Genomic DNA, 18,906 nt, shown 5'->3' with positions numbered 1-18,906 from the left:
CTTATTCCTCCAAGGCAAAACTCTCGGGGCCTCTCTGCTGAGGGGACTGCTTCACCTGTTCTACAGGAACTGCAGCAGCAGCCGGAGCAGATTTCTTTTTCTTTTTTTTCCTGGAACGAGGTACGGACATAGCTTCCCTTGCCTTTTCTTCCGATCTTTTTTTCTGGTGCCTGCCCTTTCCTCCATATGGAGGCCGTCCCTTGGTCCTGTAATCAGTCCTTGGGGTTCTCACGCATCCCCTGGGGACTTTGTAGCCCTTTGCATCAAGCAGATGGGAACAGCATAGTTCAACTTCGTAATTGCTTGGTGTCATTGGGGAAATAATTACTTTGACTTGCCTGAATGTTTCCTTGAATCGATCCCTGGCAGTCATTTCCTCATCGGAATAAATCACAAGGTCCTTTACCATGTACTGGATCATCTCGCAGACAGGTACGTCAGGTCCCTTGCCCTGCTTTGCTTTCGTGACCTTGCTGTCAAGTTCCTTCAAGCTTTCACTGACATTTCCAATACGAAAGAAATTGCTGTAGCTCGGAAGCAGGAAAGCCAGGAGACGGTAATGGTCCAACTGGCGGAAGATCTCATAGCTATGTCCCGAAGCCAGTATCTTGTTCACTTCTTCTGTCAGACGGCTGGTAGAACAGGTAGAAAGGCCCTGATAGTCCCTCCTGATTGCACGCTTGACATTCCATTGGAGGTCAAAGCCTGTAGTCACGCCATATTTTATCGCACGTATCATGCGTACGGGATCTTCCTTGAAGGAATAATTGAGATCGATGATTGAAGAAATCCGTTTTTTCTTGAAATCGACCATTGAATCATTGAAATCAAGCACTTCTTCCCTTATAGGATCATAGTACAGCGCATTGATGGAAAAATCACGCCGCCTGGCATCCTGGTCTACCGTGCCGAATATATTGTTGTTTCCATCCTTTGCTTCTTCACCGCTGCGGAACGTCGAACATTCGATGATCTTCTTCCCATATTCCAGATGGACCAGCTTGAATCTTTTGCCGATTATCCGTGAATTCCAGAACATCTTATGTATCTGCCTGGGGGAAGCACTGGTCGTAATGTCAAAATCTTTCGGTATGTTACCAAGCAGCAGGTCCCGTACGGCTCCTCCCACAAGGTAGGCTTCCTCTCCGTTGTCCTGCAGCACCCTGATTGCCCGTATGGCATCCCTGTCTATCAAAGTAGGATCAATGTGATGTTCGTCCTTCGTGTAGATCTTGGCAAAAAGAATCTGTTTGCCGTTTCCATTCTGTTTGTATCTCTTTAGCATCTTCGGTCTCAATAGTATTGGATATAGTTTATCTGATCCTTATTGTTAAGGTGTCGATGAATCGTATATACTACGATTTGTACATCAATATATAAACAATTTCAACAGGAGTGTTCACATGTCAGCGAATGCAGACGCAAATCAGAAGATCATAGACCCTAAGATACTCAAAGGATTCAGGGATTCACTACCGGAAAACGAACTGCGGAAAAGGGCTATCATTGCCCGGCTTGAGCATCTGTTCCGCTCATATGGTTTCGTTCCGATCGATACCCCGGCCTTGGAGTATACTGAGGTCCTTCTTGGAAAAGGCGGTGGAGAAACTGACAAGCAGATATTTCATTTTCTGGATAACGGCGGCCGTGATGTTGCCCTTAGGTTCGATCTGACCGTACCCTTTGCCCGTTTTCTTGCAGCTCATGAGGATAGTCTCGAACTTCCGTTCAAGCGTTACCATATCAGCAAGGTCTGGAGAGGTGAAAAACCTCAGAAAGGACGGTTCAGGGAATTCTACCAGTGTGACTTTGACATCGTAGGAAGCGACAATGCTGAAGCTGACTTTGAAATCCTTTCGATGATGGATACCAGTTTCAGGAAGCTGGGCATAGCACATTATACGTTCTGCGTTGCCCACAGGGGCCTGTTCAATGCGTTCCTCAACCACCTTGGATTATCAGGATCAAGTGTAGAGATACTGCGTGAAGTCGACAAACTGAGAAAAATAGGAAAAGAAAATGTCAAGCTTGCCTTGGTTACCTTGACGGGAAACGAAGAAAAGACGGATGCAGTGCTCGACTACATAACGCGCAAGGAAGACGAATCCTTCCTGCAGACAGTCGACCGTCTTTCTGCATTGGCCGGAGGAGAAACCGAACATACAGAAAGACTGCACAGGATCTATGGTTATCTGGAAGAAAGCGGCATCGCCTCACATTTTATCTTTGATCCTTCGATTACCAGAGGGCTTGATTATTATACCGGCATTGTCTATGAGACTTTCCTTGACGACCTGCCCTCTTTCGGTTCAGTCTGCAGCGGCGGACGCTACAATAACCTTGCTTCACTCTATACAAAGACGAAGCTGCCCGGCGTAGGGTCCTCCATAGGGCTTGACCGTCTGCTCAGCGCATTGGAAGAACTCAAGCTGCCACAGCTCAATGATACTGTCTCTGCAGATGCAATTATCTTCAACAAGGACAGTGCCCTGTTCGGATACGGCACCAGCATTGCTTCTGCATTGCGGGAAAAGGGTATTCGGGTTGATACATACCTGCTCGGCAAGAAGATGCCCCAGCAGTTCAAATATGCTGAAGCAAATCATATCCCTTTCGGCATATTCCTCAGTGAGGCAGACAAGCAACAGCATACGTTGTGCCTGAGGGATTTGCGGGACAGAAGCCAATTTGACAGCATTACCGTCAGCAAGGCCTGTGAGGTGATAGGGAAGGTCCGCCAGTGAAAGACATGACCTACCTACCGGTATACCAGCACCGTCAGGATGTCCTCGATGCCTTGAAGGACCATCAGATCATTGTCGTGGAAAGTCCTACAGGATCAGGGAAGACCACACAGCTCCCCATTATCCTGCATCAGGCAGGTTATGACAGCCAGCTTTCCATAGGCATTACCCAACCTAGAAGGATTGCTACGCTCTCTGTCTGTGATTTCATCAAGGACCAAATCGGAGATGAAGGCAGCTATGTCGGCTATAAGATGCGTTTTAACGACACGACGACATCCAATACCCGGATCAAGGTAATGACGGACGGCATCCTTCTTATGGAACTGAAAGCTGACCCCTTGCTCAACCAGTATTCCGTGATGTTGATCGATGAGGCACATGAGCGGAGCCTCAACATCGATTTCATTCTCGGCATGCTCAAACAGGTGCTGCAGTACAGGCCGGATTTCAGAGTCATCGTTTCAAGTGCTACCATCAACACAAAGAAATTCTCTGATTTCTTTGACCATGCGCCGATCATTTCCATAAATTCAAAGATGTTCCCTGTAAAGGTCATCTACCGTCCACTTGCAAAGCAAGGCATGGAATATCGGAATTTCCAGATTGTCAGCATAGTAGCAGAAACCGTCAAGCAAGGCCCCGGAGATATCCTCATTTTCCTTCCGGGTGAATTTGACATCAAGAATTGTGTCGATGCCCTCTGCAGTTGGGACAAGGAAATGAAACTTGTCATTTACCCTCTCTATGGCAGGTTGAGCAAGGAAGAGCAGGAATCTGTCTTTACTCCTACTCCTGAGGGTCATACAAAGATTGTCGTTGCTACGAACATAGCAGAGACTTCCATTACCATCGACGGTATTACGACGGTCATCGACCTAGGAATTGCAAAGGTAAATTTCTACAACCAGAAGGACTTCACAAGTTCCCTTGTTCCCTTGCCGACTTGCAAGTCCAGCTGTGAACAGAGGACAGGAAGAGCTGGCAGGACTCGTCCCGGTGTCTGTTACAGGCTCTATACAAAACAAAGCTATGAAGCCCGCTCCACCTACGGTACCGAAGAAATCCTGAGGACGGACCTGTCGGAAGTAGTACTGCGGATGAGTGACCTTGGCTTATATGACTATGAACATTTTCCGTTCCTGACAAAACCCAAGCAGGAAGCAATCAACAGTGCGGAAAAGACACTGCGGTTCATCGGAGCCATTGACGAAGACAGGCATCTGACGACCGTCGGTGAAATGATGGTAAAGTTTCCCCTGCTGCCCAGGCATGCAAGGGTTGTAGTAGAAGCCATCGTGCGTTTCCCATCGGTCCTAGAAGAAGTAATCATCGCAATAGCCTTCCTGTCTACCAAATCACCGTTCATTCTTCCTCCCGGAAGAGAAAATGAAGCACGGGCAGCCCAGAAGCATTTCAACAATGATAAATATGGCGATTTCATCAGCTACCTTACCATATACAGGGAATACGAATCCCAGGAAAGCAAGGTGGATAAAATGACTTTCTGCAAGGAATACTTCATGGATATACAGTCGATGCAGGAAGTTGTCCATATTGCGGAGCAATTGGAAGACATCGTAGGTGAAATGGATATTCCCGTTACCAAGGGAGGTTCCGTACATGACTACCTCTGCTGCATTGCAAGTGGCCTGAGACAATATATCTGTATCAAGGAACATGGCTATATCTATGACAGCCTTACGGCAAGTACCATCTTCATCCATCCTGGGTCAGCATATCTGAAACGGCTTCCCCAGTACCTTGTTGCAGGAGAACTGGTCGAAACAAGCCGATTGTATGCCAGGAGTGTCAGTCCGCTGAAGGAAGCTTGGCTTGATGACATCATGCCAGGGCTCAAGGACAGGCTTGTCCATCTCGGTATGCAGAAAGCAAAGGAAGAGCCTGAAAAGGAAGAAGATTATCAGGATGACCGAAAGGAACAGCGGCGGAGCGGCAAGGCGGAACGGTTCGATTCCGTTACCATCTATGGCAGGACCTACAGGACAGAAAAGAAGAAGAAAGGAAGGGATACCGTCCTTATTCCATACGAGGATCTTGCCTATCTGAAGGACAAGGACAAAAATGCCGGAAAACAGTTCAAGAACATGCCTTGCAAGGTATTGTTCATGGGCAAATACCTTGAAGAAGGCAGTAAGTTTCCGGCAAGCCTTGGAACTGGCGGGAAAATTGGAAGAATCAAAACAGATCCTTACCTATTCAAAGGACAATTTCAGCCAAGACAACCTTGATGAATTGCTTGAGCAGGTACCGTTGCTTCTCGGTTTGGTCAACAGGAAGAAAACATTCAGCTTCGTTACCCTGGAGGCCAGAGGTGAAGGCTCTTACTACCTGACGGACAAGACTGATTACTTCCAGGCTTTGGATGATTCCCTCTATAACCTGCTGCTTCTCGTAGATGAGCTTGAAGTCGCAGGCAAGAAGAAGGAAGCGGCAAAGGTCCAGGCAGTCTATGACAAGCTTCTCAGGAAATTTGACTGATCTATAGCAGACGGCGATAGTACGGCAGGCGTTCCAGTGGCGCCATGACCGTACGTCGGCGTTTTCCGCTTATGATGGAACCATCATCGCCTTCCCAGACTCCGGGTGGAAAGATGACTTCCCTTGCTATCTGCCCTTTCCTGAGGATCGGTGCAACCATCAGTTCACTGCCGACGAGGAACTGGTCATTGGCTTCAAGGTATTCTTCATCTCCGAATTCATAGTACAGGGAACGGACCAGCGGACTGCAGTTCCAAGCTGGTTTTCTTCGCTTCCTCACAGATGTATGGGGCAAATCTTTGATGAAGCATTGCAGCATCCAGACACAGTTTTCGGCCTTCAGCCGAAAGCAATCTCCATGGAGCGGCTGAAAACTGAATCATCGGCATAAGAGCCGCACATTGGGCAAACCGGATGAAGAGTTCCTCGTCGACGCAGTCGCCTTCCGGGGTAAAATCCAGATACTGGCCCCCCGCAACCATTCCCGGGCAAAAATACCAGTATCCCATCAGGCCAGCAGCCAAAGCATACGGCACCAAGGAAGCAATTCCTCCCCTTTCGCTCCAGCTGTGCCTGACATCGCACATGCTTTGGACAAGTTCCCTGCCTCCTGTATCATAGCAGGAATGGACTTCATTATATGGATAACGGGTACAGAATTCCCCATATGCCTTGCTCTGCAATACCGCAGGTATCCCAGGCTGATCATCATCATGATAGTAGCATTGGTCTCCGCCATCGAATTTGAAGCCGTCAATGCCAAAGTCATCGTGAAGATGAGTAAGTCTTGCTGACATCCAGTCCTGTCCTTCTGTACCTGTCAGGTCCACCAAGGCACTGCATCCGTTCCACCATCGTCTGATGGCAATCTCCCCATCCTTGTCTTTCAGCAGGACTGCACCATCTTCCAGGTTGCGGAAAGCCACAGAATCCGTACTGACAAAAGGGCTTGCCCACACGAGGACTACAAATCCCATTTCGTGTAGATTCCTGATCAGTTTCCCAGGATCAGGAAACCTGGACAGGTCGAATTCAAAACTGCCATAGAAGGACATCCATCCGTCATCTATGATGAAGATACCTGGCTGGTACCCTTCTTCCAGTATCCTGGTTGCAAAGGCAAGCACTTTTTCCTGGTCAAGATCATAGAAATATTCCATCCAAGTGGAGAACTGTGGCTTTGAAAAGAAAATCGCTGGAGGACATTTTCCTGTGGGAGGAAAATAACGCCAACAGGCTTTCTGGTAACCAGATTTCAAAGTTCCCTCGCCTTTTCCTGCCAGCAGGTTCATTCCTTCGGCTTCCAGATTTCCGTCAGTGCCGATGGATAGGGAAAAAGGACTTTTTGGGGAACAGAGATATCGCCCGTCATCACTGACATAGAACGGCGATGCCTGTCCATGGCTTCCGTGCGAAGCAAGATCCAGCGTCAGGCCTGTTCCATTGCCATAGGGCATTCTCATGCCGTCAGTAGCAACGCCTCCCCACCACCTGCCAGCTCCAAGCCTTGTTTTCATGACCACGCCTCCTTGCTGTTATCCTGCAATCCATTGGTCTTCCAGCTTTTTCACCAACGCTTTGCAGCCTTCCAAGGGTCTGTGTATAGGCAATTTGAAAATTCCTTGCCAAGGAAAGATCAGCTATATCTTCACATCTGCCGCAATAGGAAAGCAACAGCGAAAGTTTTCGCCGTCCGAAGGAATCAAGGACCTTGCCAGCCGCTATCATGTCTTCCTCAGCAGGACAGATGATGAAATCATAGTCGTATGCATCACTGCAGGCCAGTCGGAACGTTTCATGGGCTACGCTTGGGATTCCATGATGAAGCAGCAAGAGCTGTGCCGGCAACGACGTCCTGTTTTCTTCCTTGTCCATATCGGTGACACAACTTGAAATAAAATAATTGCGCAGATGTCCCCGCAGCTGAAGCAGGAAGGAAAGGACTGATTCAGCCAACTGGCATCTGCAGAAATCAGAAGAGTCTATGAAGAGGATTGACTTGCGCTCCACTTGCCTAGACCATCGCTCCCGAAGAAATAGGAGATTCCAGCACGACTCTCTTGACTATCTGTGTCGGCACTTCCATCAGGCGGTACTTGCCTTGTTTTTCCATGATGACAAACTGCACGATGCCATCTTTTTTCTTTTTGTCCTTTGCTATATTTCCGATGAATTCAAGCCATTCGCCACGTCCGATTCTGTAATCCGGGTCATAGTCATACGAAGCAAAGAGCCGTTTTGCCGAATGTGCAAAGGCAGGATCGGTAACCCCCATCAGCACGCCTGCTTCCAGACTGCATACAGTCCCCCATGCAACAGCCTCCCCATGGGAAAACTTCGAGAACCTGCCACAGGACTCAAGGGCATGTCCGAACGTATGTCCCAGATTAAGGGCCTGTCTGACCCCTTTTGTTTCCTCCGGATCTCGTTCGATATAGCTTTTCTTTACTTTCAGGCTCAGTTCAAGCAGGATATGGAGGGCCGTCGGATCCCGTTCAAGGATCTGGCTTTTGCGAGAAATAAGAAATTTATAAAGCTGTTCATCCTCACTGAGCAGGGCATGCTTGAGCACTTCAGCAAGGCCATTATGGAATTCACGTTCCCGTAAAGACTTGAGGAGATCAGGGCAAATAAGCACATCGTGGGCTGGATAGAATGTGCCGACGAGGTTCTTGCCTCCTTGGAAATCGCATCCGGTCTTTCCTCCCAAAGTGGCATCTACCATGCATAGCAGGGAAGTCGGCACCAGCACAAGCCTGCAGCCTCTCATGTAGATTGATGCAGCAAATCCTGCAAGGTCGCATACCACGCCTCCGCCGAAGCCTATGATATAGCTGTCCCGTCCCAAGCCTTGGTCAACAGCTTCCCGCAGAATTCTCTCGACACTTGAAAAAGTCTTTGAAAGTTCTCCGGCTTCAATGATGACATTTCCACTGGGAAAACGCTTGAACAAGGTAGCTGTGTTTGAATCGGCTACCCACAGTACATTGTTGCCATAGCCTCCCAGCTTCTCTGAAAGCTCCTGCAGGCTTTCCACCATCTGCACATTGGTTTCCTTGCCATTGGCAAGGGTAACTTTCATATTTCCACTCATACGGTGATTGTACAGCAAAGAATATGATTTTTCCATCATTTGCATTGGAAAAATTCAGCAACATATACATACTTGCCTTTCTTGCAGTAACCAAGCTTGCATGATAGACTGCTGTGTACCGGAAGCTGATGCTTTGGGCCGGGGAAAAGGTTGTCGGATATACCTTCAAGCTATCCCATCAAAATCAGAGACGTTGCTTCGGCAAGCCAGTCCAGGAAGTCATAGGAAACATGCAACACTATTTTGACAATGCAGCTACTACTTTCATGTGCGAGCAGGCACTTGCTGCTTATGGGGAAACAGCCAGGAACTATCCAGGCAACCCTTCCGCACTACATCCCCTTGGAAGAGAAGCAAACGTAAGGCTTGAGACCATACGCAAGAATCTTGCGGACCTCCTGCAAGTTGCATCTTCCGACTTATATTTCACTTCAGGAGGGACAGAATCCAACTCAATCGTCCTCTCTTCCCTGCTCTGGTCACAGAGTCCAGGCGAAATCATCATTTCCTCGATTGAACACGCCTCAGCCGGCGGTTTTGCCAGGATACTCAAGCAACATGGTTGGGAAATCACTACCCTGCTTGCCCCAGGAGGATTCGTACAACCCCAAGCACTTGCAGAAGCCCTTACTTCCCGTACCAGGATGGTCTGCATCCAGACAGTCAACAATGTCGTCGGTTCCATCCAGGATATCAAGTCATTGGTACAGGTCACCAGGACCGCAGGAAAGAATTTCGGACGTCCTATCCATTTCCATACTGATGCTGTCCAGGCTCTTGGGAAGATCAAGCTTGACCTGAAAGGCCTGGATGTTGACTCTGCATCTTTTTCCGCACACAAGCTGCATGGTCCCAGGGGCTGTGGCCTGCTATATTGCAAAAAGACAGGCCTGCAGGCTCTTTCGAGAGGCGGCGGACAGGAATTTGGCCTACGGCCCGGAACGGAAAATCTCAGTGCGATTGCAGCAATGGAAGCAGCATTCCTGCGTTGCCTGCCTGAATTCAGGAAGGACATAAAATGTCCCCGTGAGCTCTTTCCGACAGTCTGGAGTGCCAATGATTTCCTACGTGAACATCTTGCCTGTCCCATCCTGTCTCCTTGGCACGATTATTCACCGTTCATCTTGGAAATTGCCGTAGAACCCTTTCCCTCTGAAGTCTTCATGAGAATGCTTTCGGACAGGGGATTCTGCGTCTCAAGCGGTTCAGCATGCAGCAACAATGCACGGCAGAAAGGCGAAGGCATACTGCTGTCCATGGGCATCAAGCCCCAGGTTGCAAGATCAAGCATCAGGTTGAGTTTCAGTGATGAGACGACTTTGGATGAAACTGAGCTTCTGTGCAACACAATCAACGAACTGTACACTATAAGCATAAGGAATTGACAGACATGGAAACAAAACTTTACCTGGTCAGGCTGGGAGAAATTTCCCTCAAGGGCCTGAACCGCTCATATTTCGAAAAAACATTGAAGAACAACATAAAGACAAAGCTTCGGCCTTATCACAGTGTCGTTACGAAGCAGAAGGGGCGCCTCTATTTTGAAATTGATGCTGCCTGCAGCGACGAGGTGTGCGACCTTGCTTTCAGCACGACGTTCGGCGTAGTCGGCTATACGAAATGCATCAGATGCAAGAAGGATATGGATGTAATTACCCAAGAGGCCCGCCGGTTGATCGATGACGGCAGGTTTTCCAATGGAAACACATTCAGATGCACGGCAAAACGTTCTGACAAGAATTTTCCGCTTGATTCGCATCAGCTTTGCTGCCAGATGGCTGAACTCATCTCTGCACGTTATCCGGATCTGAAGGTCAAGCTGAAAAACCCTGACTTTGACTTCTTCATTGAGATCAGAGACAAGGCCTATATGTTCACGACGATGAAGAAAGGACCGAGCGGCTTACCCGTCACGACGGCAGGAAAGGGAATGCTGTTGCTCTCTGGTGGCATTGACAGCCCTGTCGCCGGCTACCGTATGGCAGCCCGAGGTCTCAAGATGGAATGCATCTACTTCCATGCCTATCCCTATACCAGTGATGAGGCTTTGCAGAAGGTCAGGATGCTTGCGGCAAAGATTGCCCCTTATCTCCAGGGAACCAGGCTACATGTCGTGCCTTTCACTGAACAGCAGCTGTGGATAAAGACCCATTGCCATGAAGAAGAAACGACGCTTATGTTCCGTGCTTGTATGATGCAGGTGGCACAGAAAATTGCCGTCAGGCACAATGCTACCTGCATTGTGACCGGAGAGGCACTTTCACAGGTAGCAAGCCAGACGCTCGACTCAATGGCTTTTACTGACAAGACCACCGATCTGCTCGTCCTGAGGCCGTTGGTAGGCATGGGAAAGGAAGAAATAATGGATGTAGCCAGAAACATAGGTACATATGAAACTTCCATTCTTCCATATGAGGATTGCTGTGTCATCTTTTCGCCGAAGCATCCCCTTACCCATCCGATTGCAGAAGTCGAAATGGAGCATTTCACTGAGATGGATATATCTGCCTTGCTCGACAAGGCAGTTGAGGAAACCAAGACTTTTGATTTCCTTGCAACCGGTGAAGAAGCCGAATACAACAGTGCCATCAAGCTTCATTGACAGCAACCTGCTGCCGTATGAAAGCTGTTTTGCTTTCCTGCCGAGTTTCCTGACAAAAGGGATCAATGCAAAAGCAGTCCGAAAGGCAATGGATATCTGTCTTTGCAACAGCCGAGGAAACTGTCCGCAGCCGCGACAGATGTTTACGGGCCCTGTCCAAGGCAAGCTCAAGGCCCATACCGTCATCAAGCGGAACCAGCGGGCAGAAGCCATGGAATACGGCAGGCAGCACCAGCTGATAAGCAAGCAATGAAACAGTCGTTTCTATCGGCCAAAACAGCATCCTGTCCTTGAGCATCCGCTGGAAACCGCCTGAACAGATATAACTGCTGTCGATAGCTGTCCCACAAAGCAATGCTTCCAGCTCCTTTGCAATGACCGGTGAATACGGACGCTGATGTGCATGTACCAGATCGGCATATATGCCATAGAGTATCGGTTCCCTGCCATGGCAGGCGGAAAGTTTTCCCAAAGACAGTTGCTGGAAAAAATCCATCAGCACGTACACGGTCCCGTTTTCTGCCAGCTTATCCATGCAAATTGAAGTTTCTACAGCCTGTCGTAGAGCCGGATACGAGTACAGACGGTCATCGCCGCCAAGCATTGCCTTGATCTGGGTACAGTATGCCCATACCCTATAATTTTGCATACCCGTCCAGTCCAGTTCCCTGAATCTGGCACCAAGATAAAAGGCTTTGTCTGCTATCCTTTGTTGCTTCGAAACAACCACTGCCTTTTCTATCTGTCTTATTGTATCCGTCGTCACAACTGTTTCCTTCATTTATCTGAGATTACATACAGATAACTGAAGAAACAGTGAAACTTGTTGTGGAAAACTACAGAGAAATCAAACCTGATGACAGATAGACTGCAGGCTCATCGGCAGGAACTCCATCGTTCCAATACCAGCAGATTCCAAGTCCTACAGACAGGCCGCTGCCCGTCAGTGCCGTTACATTCGGAGCAATATCGAACATGGCTTCAATATCAAGCAAACGGTCTGCAAAAGTACTATCAGGAAACGCCTCTGCGTAATAGTCACTCAGATCTACTTGCTTCGAATAGAACCTGGCCATGGCATCAATATGGAATCTCCTGACAAAGACAGGTGTACAAAACGGCTTCTGGATCTCCTTTGAGAACAATACGGTAGAAACAGAAAGCGAATTCCACCAGCCTTTTTCAACCGTATAGTATTCCCTCGCTCCTAGTGAAACAGGAAGGTTATAGGTAAACTCCGTACTGTCAAACGGCAGCAGTCGTGGAAATCTCAGAGACAATCCTCCGGCTATTCCATAGTTCTGATTGTCGGACAGGTCAAAGGCATCCTGCCGGGTGCTGATTTCCCCGAAGACCGTATAGCCACGGTAGGCAAAAGCTCCCAGTCCATCATGATGGCGATGGATATATTCCAGTTGTGAGTCAAACGTCACAGTCCCGGAGGTTACCCCTTCCGTTTCTGTTATTTTTGATGTTACCGATGGGAAAAGTGCCAAGACGGAATTGGTATTGAAATATCGAGGCAAACAGAAAGAGAAATCCAATGTGTGTGTTTTCTTCTCGTCAAGCTGCTTGTAGGTGTAACTGGTATTCCAGGACCGGTTGCCTGTCTGTCCGCCGAATGCAATTTTTTGTGTAAATCCTCTCAGCGAAGCATCATCAGCATCCAAGGCAGCCATTCCGGACAATTCCATGGAGACGGTTTCCGTCGGTTCCAGTGACGTGAAATCCAAGCCTATCTGCAGGATCCCGTCGCTCGATTGCATGGAAGGCAACAGCAATCCCTTTGCAAGATACGGCAGAGGATTATAGTTGCACACTTCATAGTCTTCCTTAAGTTCATCCATGGCAGATGTACCTGCAGGTTCGACTGCGATATCCTGCAACTGCAAGTGACGCTGCTCAGTCGGGCCGACTGCGGAAAGATCCATGGAAGAAAGGATTGACCCGTCTGTCATTTTCCTGAGAAAATATACCTTGTCCCCTGTCCCGACAGGGTTGCAGACACCGCCGCTTATATTGTGCAGCATAAGGGTAAGCGTCCCGTCCGAGAGGTCGAACCAACACAACCTAGGCAGGTTACCGTTGACACCATAGCTCATGTAAAGCTTTCCGGAATCAATGCTGAACTGGGAAATTACAAGGTCAGCCGGGAGGTACCATCCTTTCCGATTTCCTTCTGCATCAAGATAAGAGACAAGTCTCCTTCCGTCAGCAAGATGCGATAGCAGTACAAGCTTGTCATCCCAGACCCCGATACACCTGACCTGCTCGCCCTTGCACAATCTTGCCTGCCTGTATTCCTTTCCATCTGAATCCCGGAAAGAAAGCCAGGTCGTACTGCCTTTGTTCCCCAGTCCTGCATAGCCTTTATGGAAAGGAACTGCCAACCGGAAACCGTCTGTCCTATGGAAAGAAGAACCTTCTGCAGAAAGAGTGACAAAACGCGTCTTTGCCATCTGGTCAGGCACGTAACCATTGGAAACGACCTTTCCGTCCGCATAGGTCAGCTGCTCATATCTTTCTATGTCACCCAACAGTTTTTTTGTCTTTCTTTTGTCCGAAATGCTGACCAAGGCTTCTTTTGAGGCATCGATCGTACAAGGACTGCCATCATACATTGCAAGGGAATAGTACCTGCCTTTGGCAATATCCGTGGCAGGAATGGTATCATCGACAGCGACTGTCGGAATGGTAGCAAGGAAATTGTCCCAGGCTTTCCCGATGCTCATACCGTATGCTTTTTCAAACGGGCCGGGCAGAAAAGGAACCCACAGGTAGAATCTGCCTAGGCTGTTCCAATAGGTTGCATAAGCCTGTTGTCCATAGGTTGTTCGCAGGTAATAGGTAAAGGCACCGCCCCAGGTATAGTAATCGGTAGAAATGGTATAGGGACGATCTGCTGCTCCTTGTATGTCATGCCAACCAGGAAGCTTGCCTTCCAGCTTGGACTGAAGCAGAAGCTGGTTGAAGAAAGGATCATTGACCCTTCCTTCCCCCTCCCAACTTTCCTCGCTGACACTTATACCTTCCATCAGAGCCGGAGTGGCATTTATATCATAGATGCTGAAGGTATGGTTGGTCAGGAGTGAAATCAAGTCATCCGAAGTAAGCGAAATGGCATGGGTCAATTCATGTTTGAATGTAGAAAGCAACGGTTGTGAAAAGACATCGAGGTCACTGCCTGTTGCAGGCGTATCATACAGTACGATCCGAGGTGTATAGGCAGATGTAAAATAGGCATTCAGCTGCTGGGTATCGGCTGTCAGCACAAGTGGAAAATGCAAATTCCTATACAATCCCGTTTCCTGTTCGATTTTCTCATAGATCCTGTCACCGTCCTTTGCCAGCAAAAGGGCCGATGGCGCACATTCAGAAGGGAAAATAATATCGAAATGGTCAGTGTGCACCGTATACAATTGTTTTGGTTTTTCATAGATGCTTGCCTGCAACGCTGTGGTTCCAAGACACAGGCAAAGCAACAAAAGTGTAAGTGATTTGATTTTCATGTGGCAACTATAGAATAACCCTTTGGAAAAAGGAAGCTTCGGGCAAGGATATTTTACAATCTTCTTACCACACTTTTGAAGTGTTGCGTAAATAGTATCTTTTGCCTATTGAGAAAAATGAGCAAAAACTGCAGAATAACAACACTGTACTTCGGATAGTACACTCAGGAGGAACGGTAGTGAAGCTTGGCCTTGACATCGGCTCAACCACGATTAAATGCGTTTTACTTGATGCAGACAACAAAATTATATTTGAAACATATAGACGTCATCTTTCCCAAATCCAGGAAACTACGATTGAACTTTTTGACATGGCAAAACCTTATCTCGGTGGAAAGGAAGTTCTGCTGTCAATGTCAGGCTCTGCCGGCATGGGAATGGCAGGCAGGCTTGGTATCCCATTTGTCCAGGAAGTCTATGCGACGAGGATTGCCGTGCTTAAGAACCTGCCGGATACCGACGTTGTCATAGAACTGGGCGGAGAAGATGCAAAGATATTGTTTTTGAAGGGAAATCTTGAGGTACGTATGAACGGGACCTGTGCCGGTGGCACGGGAAGCTTCATTGACCAGATGGCGACCCTGCTGGATCTGAAGACGGAAGAACTGAACGAATATGCAAAGCATGCCACACAGACCTATACGATTGCAAGCCGATGTGGTGTCTTTGCAAAAGGTGATGTCCAGCCTCTGATCAACCAGGGAGCTGAGAAAAGCGACATCGTACGGTCAATCTTCCAGGCCGTCGTCAATCAGTCAATAGCGGGCCTTGCCCAAGGAAGGCCGATTGAGGGGAATGTCGTCTATCTCGGGGGCCCTCTTACCTTCATGAGTGAGCTGCGTTCATGCTTTGACCAGACAATCGGTACGGAAGGGACCTGCCCTGCCCATTCCCTTTACTATGTGGCACTTGGTTCTGCCATGGTAGCCGACCAGGCCTTTGACCTTGAAAAACTGAAGGTCAAGCTGACGAATGACGAAAAGATCTGCCAGTACAAATCAATTCCCCCATTGTTCAGGGATGAGGCAGAACTCGAAAAATTCCGGCAGGACCATGCAGGTGCATCCCTTCAGACGGCTTCCCCAGTTTCTTATAAAGGTGATGCCTACCTTGGTATCGACAGCGGATCGACTACCATAAAGCTTTGTATTACCGATACAGAGGACCGCTTGCTTTATACACGATACCAAGGCAACAAGGGAAATCCCATAGAAGCTGTCAGGGAATTCCTTACCACGTTCATGAGCACATATCCCGATATCAACCTTAGGAAAGGCTGTTCTACCGGCTATGGCGAAGCCCTCATCAAACAGGCATTCAACCTGGAATATTCCCTTGTCGAGACAGTGGCCCACTATAAGGCTGCAAAGCATTTTGACAAGGATACTGATTTCATCATTGATATCGGCGGGCAGGATATCAAATGTTTCAAGATCGTAGACGGTGTCATCGATGACATCTTCCTCAATGAAGCATGTTCTTCCGGTTGCGGTTCATTCCTTCAGACATTTTTCCAGGCTTTGGGTTACTCGACGGAAGAAGCCTCCCGGCTTGCCCTGCAGTCCAAGGCTCCGGTCGACCTTGGCTCCAGATGCACGGTCTTCATGAATTCGAGCGTCAAGCAGGCACAGAAAGACGGTGCAAAGATCAGCGATATCTTCGCTGGCCTGGCCATCAGCGTCGTCAAGAATGCTCTCTATAAGGTAATCCGTTGCACGGATGCAACAAGCCTAGGCAAGCATATCGTCGTACAGGGCGGTACATTCCTCAACGATGCGGTACTACGCTCATTCGAACAGGAACTTGGTGTGAAAGTCACCCGTCCCAAGCAGGCAGGTCTGATGGGAGCCTTCGGCTGTGCGCTCTATGCCAAGCAGATGGACCACCTGGACGATGTACCGACGACGCTGCCAACTTTGGAGGAACTTGCACATTTCAAGCATACCTCCCGGACCATGACCTGCAACGGCTGTACGAACCATTGCCAGCTGACTGTCAATACTTTTCCAGGCGGAAGGAAGCTGATCAGCGGCAACCGTTGTGAAAAGATCGTCAATCCAAAGGCATATATCACCGACAAGGAAAACTACAACATGTATGCCTACAAGAGACAATATATTTCTCAGCTTGTCCCTGTCGAAGGTTCCAGAGGAAAGACAATCGGACTGCCTCTTGCCCTTTCCATGGTAGAACTTGCACCTTTTTACCATGCATTCTTCACCAGTCTGGGATATACGGTCAAACTGACTCCTTTTTCCACGAGGAAAACCTATCTCAAGGGACAGAACCAGATTCCAAGTGATACTGTCTGTTATCCTGCAAAATTGGTCCATGGACACATCCAGGAACTTATCGATGAGAAAGTAGATGCCATCTTCTACCCTTCCTCTTCCTACAATATCAATGAAAACAAAGGTGACAACAACTTCAACTGCCCTGTTGTGGGCTATTATCCTGAGGTCATCCATAACAATACAAAGGCAATCATGGAAGGAGACGTCACCTACCTCCATGGTTTTGTCAGCATAGCCGACAAGAGGATATTCAAGAAACGGATCCATATAGTGCTTGCCCCACTTGGGCATTTTACCCCTGCCCAGATTTCAAAGGCTACAAAGGCTGCTTATCAGGCTCTGGAAGACTATAGGAAAGCCGTTTCGAAAAAAGGAAAGGAAATCGTAGAGCTTGCCAGGGCAAAGCATCGCCCGATCATCGTACTGTGCGGAAGGCCATACCACATTGACCCGGAAATCAACCATGGCATTGATGATCTGATCCTTCAGCTGGGATGCTCCATCGTCAGTGAAGATTCCCTTTCTTACCTCATGGACAAGGAAAAAAGGCTGGTTCTCAACCAGTGGACCTATCATGCAAGGATGTATGATGCAGCAAGGTTCGTAAATACACAGGACGACATGCAGGTCATCCAGCTCGTATCCTTCGGATGTGGACTTGATGCCGTTACTACCGATGAAGTAAAATCCATCCTCAGGGAAAAAGACAAGATTTACACTCAGCTCAAGATTGATGAGATTGCAAACCTTGGTTCTGTCAGGATCAGGATCAGAAGTCTTCTGGCAGCATTGAAGGAGGACAACAATGGCTGAAATACCACGTGTGCCATTTACAAAGGAGATGAGGAAAAGCTATACGCTCCTGTTGCCGAACATGCTGCCGATACATTTCAAGATCATACGGGAAGTATTCCAGAACAACGGCTACAAGGCTGAACTGCTACTCAATGAAGGTCCGAACGTGATCAGGCAGGGGCTGAAATATGTTCATAATGATATGTGCTATCCGGCACAGCTGGTCATCGGACAGATGATTGACGCCGTGCAGAGCGGCAAATATGACAAGCATAAGATTGCATTGGTCATCACGCAGACAGGAGGAGGATGCAGGGCAAGCAACTATATTTTCCTGCTGAGAAAGGCACTTGAACGGGCCGACATGGCTTATATCCCTGTCATCTCCCTTTCCTTCGGCTTGGAAAAGAACCCTGGATTCCGGATGACGTCCAAAATGCTCTTGCAGGCTTTTGCAGGCATTGTCTATGGGGATCTGATTACCCTGCTTGCCAATCAAGTCCGCCCCTATGAAACCGATGCAGGGGAAACAAACCGGCATATCGAACAGTGGGTCAAATATCTCAGCCAGCGCTTCAGTGAAAACCATGGTTATATAGGCTGGGCAATGAAGCACAATATCATTGCCATCGCAAAGGATTTTGCATCAATTCCCAGCAAAAAGGAAGACAAGGTCAAAGTCGGAATCGTCGGGGAAATCTTCATCAAGTTTGCCCCGTTGGGTAACAACCATCTCCAGGACCTTCTGGAAGAACAGGGATGTGAAGTCATGATACCTTCCCTCTTGGGTTTCTTTATGTATAGCCTTGAAAACGGCAAATGGGATGTCAAGTATTATGGAGGTCTCAAACGCCGGTTCAAGCAGCCTTTCTCCAGCCTTATCCTCTACATAGCGGAGCAACTGGAAAAGATGGTCTATACCAATGTCGGTGACGTGACTGACAAGTTTGTCCTGCCAAAGGGCTTTGCCCATATGAAAAGACTTTCCTCCTCAATCATCGACAAGGGAGTCAAGATGGGCGAAGGCTGGCTGCTTTCAAGTGAAATGCTTGAACTTGCAGAACTCGGATACAACAACATCGTCTGCGCACAGCCATTCGGTTGCCTTCCCAACCATATCGTTGCAAAAGGCATGATCAGAAGTGTCAGTGCAGTAGCAAAGGATATAAATATCGTTCCTATTGATTATGACCCGTCTGCAACAGTCGTAAACCAAGAGAACCGTATCAAACTCATGCTTTCCATAGCACGCGAAAACAAGCGCAAGTAAACCGGAAAACCTTACTTGCTTGCGTTTTTTCTTGATATATGTATTATTTGACTATTTTTCGTATTTTTTTCTCTTTACAAATCACTTTGGTGGATT

The 18,906-nt window shown here is 48.1% G+C and carries 12 protein-coding genes and 2 pseudogenes; 7 read left to right on the top strand and 7 right to left on the bottom strand.

The features are described from left to right. Position 1: 1 nt before the first annotated feature. Positions 2–1,285, bottom strand: a complete 1,284-nt coding sequence (locus tag LKE40_01590) for a poly(A) polymerase (GenBank protein ID MCH3916177.1) — start codon at positions 1,283–1,285, stop codon at positions 2–4. A 118-nt stretch (positions 1,286–1,403) separates the two neighbouring features. On the opposite strand from LKE40_01590, the gene hisS reads away from it, so the two are divergent. From hisS to LKE40_01575, 3 genes are read left to right on the top strand one after another with little or no spacing between them, the layout of a single operon-like run. Next, entirely contained in the window at positions 1,404–2,744 is a 1,341-nt protein-coding gene (hisS, locus tag LKE40_01585; protein ID MCH3916176.1) for a histidine--tRNA ligase, read from the top strand. A gap of 5 nt (positions 2,745–2,749) precedes the next feature. After that, entirely contained in the window at positions 2,750–4,996 is a 2,247-nt protein-coding gene (locus tag LKE40_01580; protein MCH3916175.1) for an ATP-dependent RNA helicase, read from the top strand. Continuing rightward, positions 4,935–5,246, top strand: coding sequence for a hypothetical protein (locus tag LKE40_01575; GenBank protein MCH3916174.1), 312 nt, complete (start codon positions 4,935–4,937; stop codon positions 5,244–5,246). Before LKE40_01580 ends, LKE40_01575 begins: the two co-directional genes overlap by 62 nt. Position 5,247: 1 nt before the next feature. On the opposite strand, the gene LKE40_01570 is transcribed toward LKE40_01575, so the two are convergent. Genes LKE40_01570 through LKE40_01555 form a run of 4 tightly spaced genes read right to left on the bottom strand, consistent with a single transcriptional unit; the run spans position 5,248 to position 8,340 of the window. Continuing rightward, complete coding sequence (locus LKE40_01570; protein ID MCH3916173.1) at positions 5,248–5,526, bottom strand: glycoside hydrolase family 31 protein; 279 nt, start codon at positions 5,524–5,526, stop codon at positions 5,248–5,250. Further along, on the bottom strand, positions 5,465–6,763 hold the full coding sequence (locus tag LKE40_01565) for a glycoside hydrolase family 31 protein (GenBank protein ID MCH3916172.1): 1,299 nt from the start codon (positions 6,761–6,763) through the stop codon (positions 5,465–5,467). Before LKE40_01565 ends, LKE40_01570 begins: the two co-directional genes overlap by 62 nt. Next, positions 6,714–7,256: a hypothetical protein gene (locus tag LKE40_01560; protein MCH3916171.1), complete on the bottom strand. Its 543-nt coding sequence runs from the start codon at positions 7,254–7,256 to the stop codon at positions 6,714–6,716. Before LKE40_01560 ends, LKE40_01565 begins: the two co-directional genes overlap by 50 nt. Before the next feature lie 4 nt (positions 7,257–7,260). Further along, complete coding sequence (locus LKE40_01555) at positions 7,261–8,340, bottom strand: 3-dehydroquinate synthase (GenBank protein ID MCH3916170.1); 1,080 nt, start codon at positions 8,338–8,340, stop codon at positions 7,261–7,263. A 113-nt stretch (positions 8,341–8,453) separates the two neighbouring features. On the opposite strand from LKE40_01555, the gene LKE40_01550 reads away from it, so the two are divergent. Together LKE40_01550 and thiI are read left to right on the top strand one after the other, a co-directional pair. After that, on the top strand, positions 8,454–9,725 hold the full coding sequence (locus LKE40_01550) for a cysteine desulfurase (GenBank protein MCH3916169.1): 1,272 nt from the start codon (positions 8,454–8,456) through the stop codon (positions 9,723–9,725). Between the two features lie 5 nt (positions 9,726–9,730). Further along, positions 9,731–10,942, top strand: coding sequence for a tRNA 4-thiouridine(8) synthase ThiI (thiI, locus tag LKE40_01545; protein MCH3916168.1), 1,212 nt, complete (start codon positions 9,731–9,733; stop codon positions 10,940–10,942). Here thiI and LKE40_01540 read toward each other — a convergent pair. Both LKE40_01540 and LKE40_01535 read right to left on the bottom strand, forming a co-directional pair. Next, the gene (locus tag LKE40_01540) at positions 10,929–11,708 is read right to left on the bottom strand and encodes a hypothetical protein (protein ID MCH3916167.1); all 780 of its coding nucleotides are present in this window, start codon (positions 11,706–11,708) and stop codon (positions 10,929–10,931) included. The genes thiI and LKE40_01540 overlap by 14 nt on opposite strands. 70 nt (positions 11,709–11,778) lie before the next feature. After that, positions 11,779–14,451 carry a hypothetical protein gene (locus tag LKE40_01535; GenBank protein MCH3916166.1) on the bottom strand — a complete coding sequence of 891 codons (2,673 nt, stop codon included), beginning with the start codon at positions 14,449–14,451 and terminating at the stop codon, positions 11,779–11,781. Positions 14,452–14,630: 179 nt separating this feature from the next. On the opposite strand from LKE40_01535, the pseudogene LKE40_01530 reads away from it, so the two are divergent. Together LKE40_01530 and LKE40_01525 are read left to right on the top strand one after the other, a co-directional pair. After that, positions 14,631–17,207, top strand: a pseudogene (locus LKE40_01530) (acyl-CoA dehydratase activase-related protein). Positions 17,208–17,352: 145 nt separating this feature from the next. After that, positions 17,353–18,810: pseudogene (locus LKE40_01525) on the top strand (2-hydroxyacyl-CoA dehydratase). Positions 18,811–18,906: the final 96 nt, after the last annotated feature.

Source organism: Spirochaetia bacterium, assembly GCA_022482625.1.
Lineage (GTDB): Bacteria > Spirochaetota > Spirochaetia > Sphaerochaetales > Sphaerochaetaceae > Pleomorphochaeta.
The sequence above is the reverse complement of the archived record's forward strand: the minus strand, read 5'-3'. Positions and strand labels throughout refer to the sequence as shown.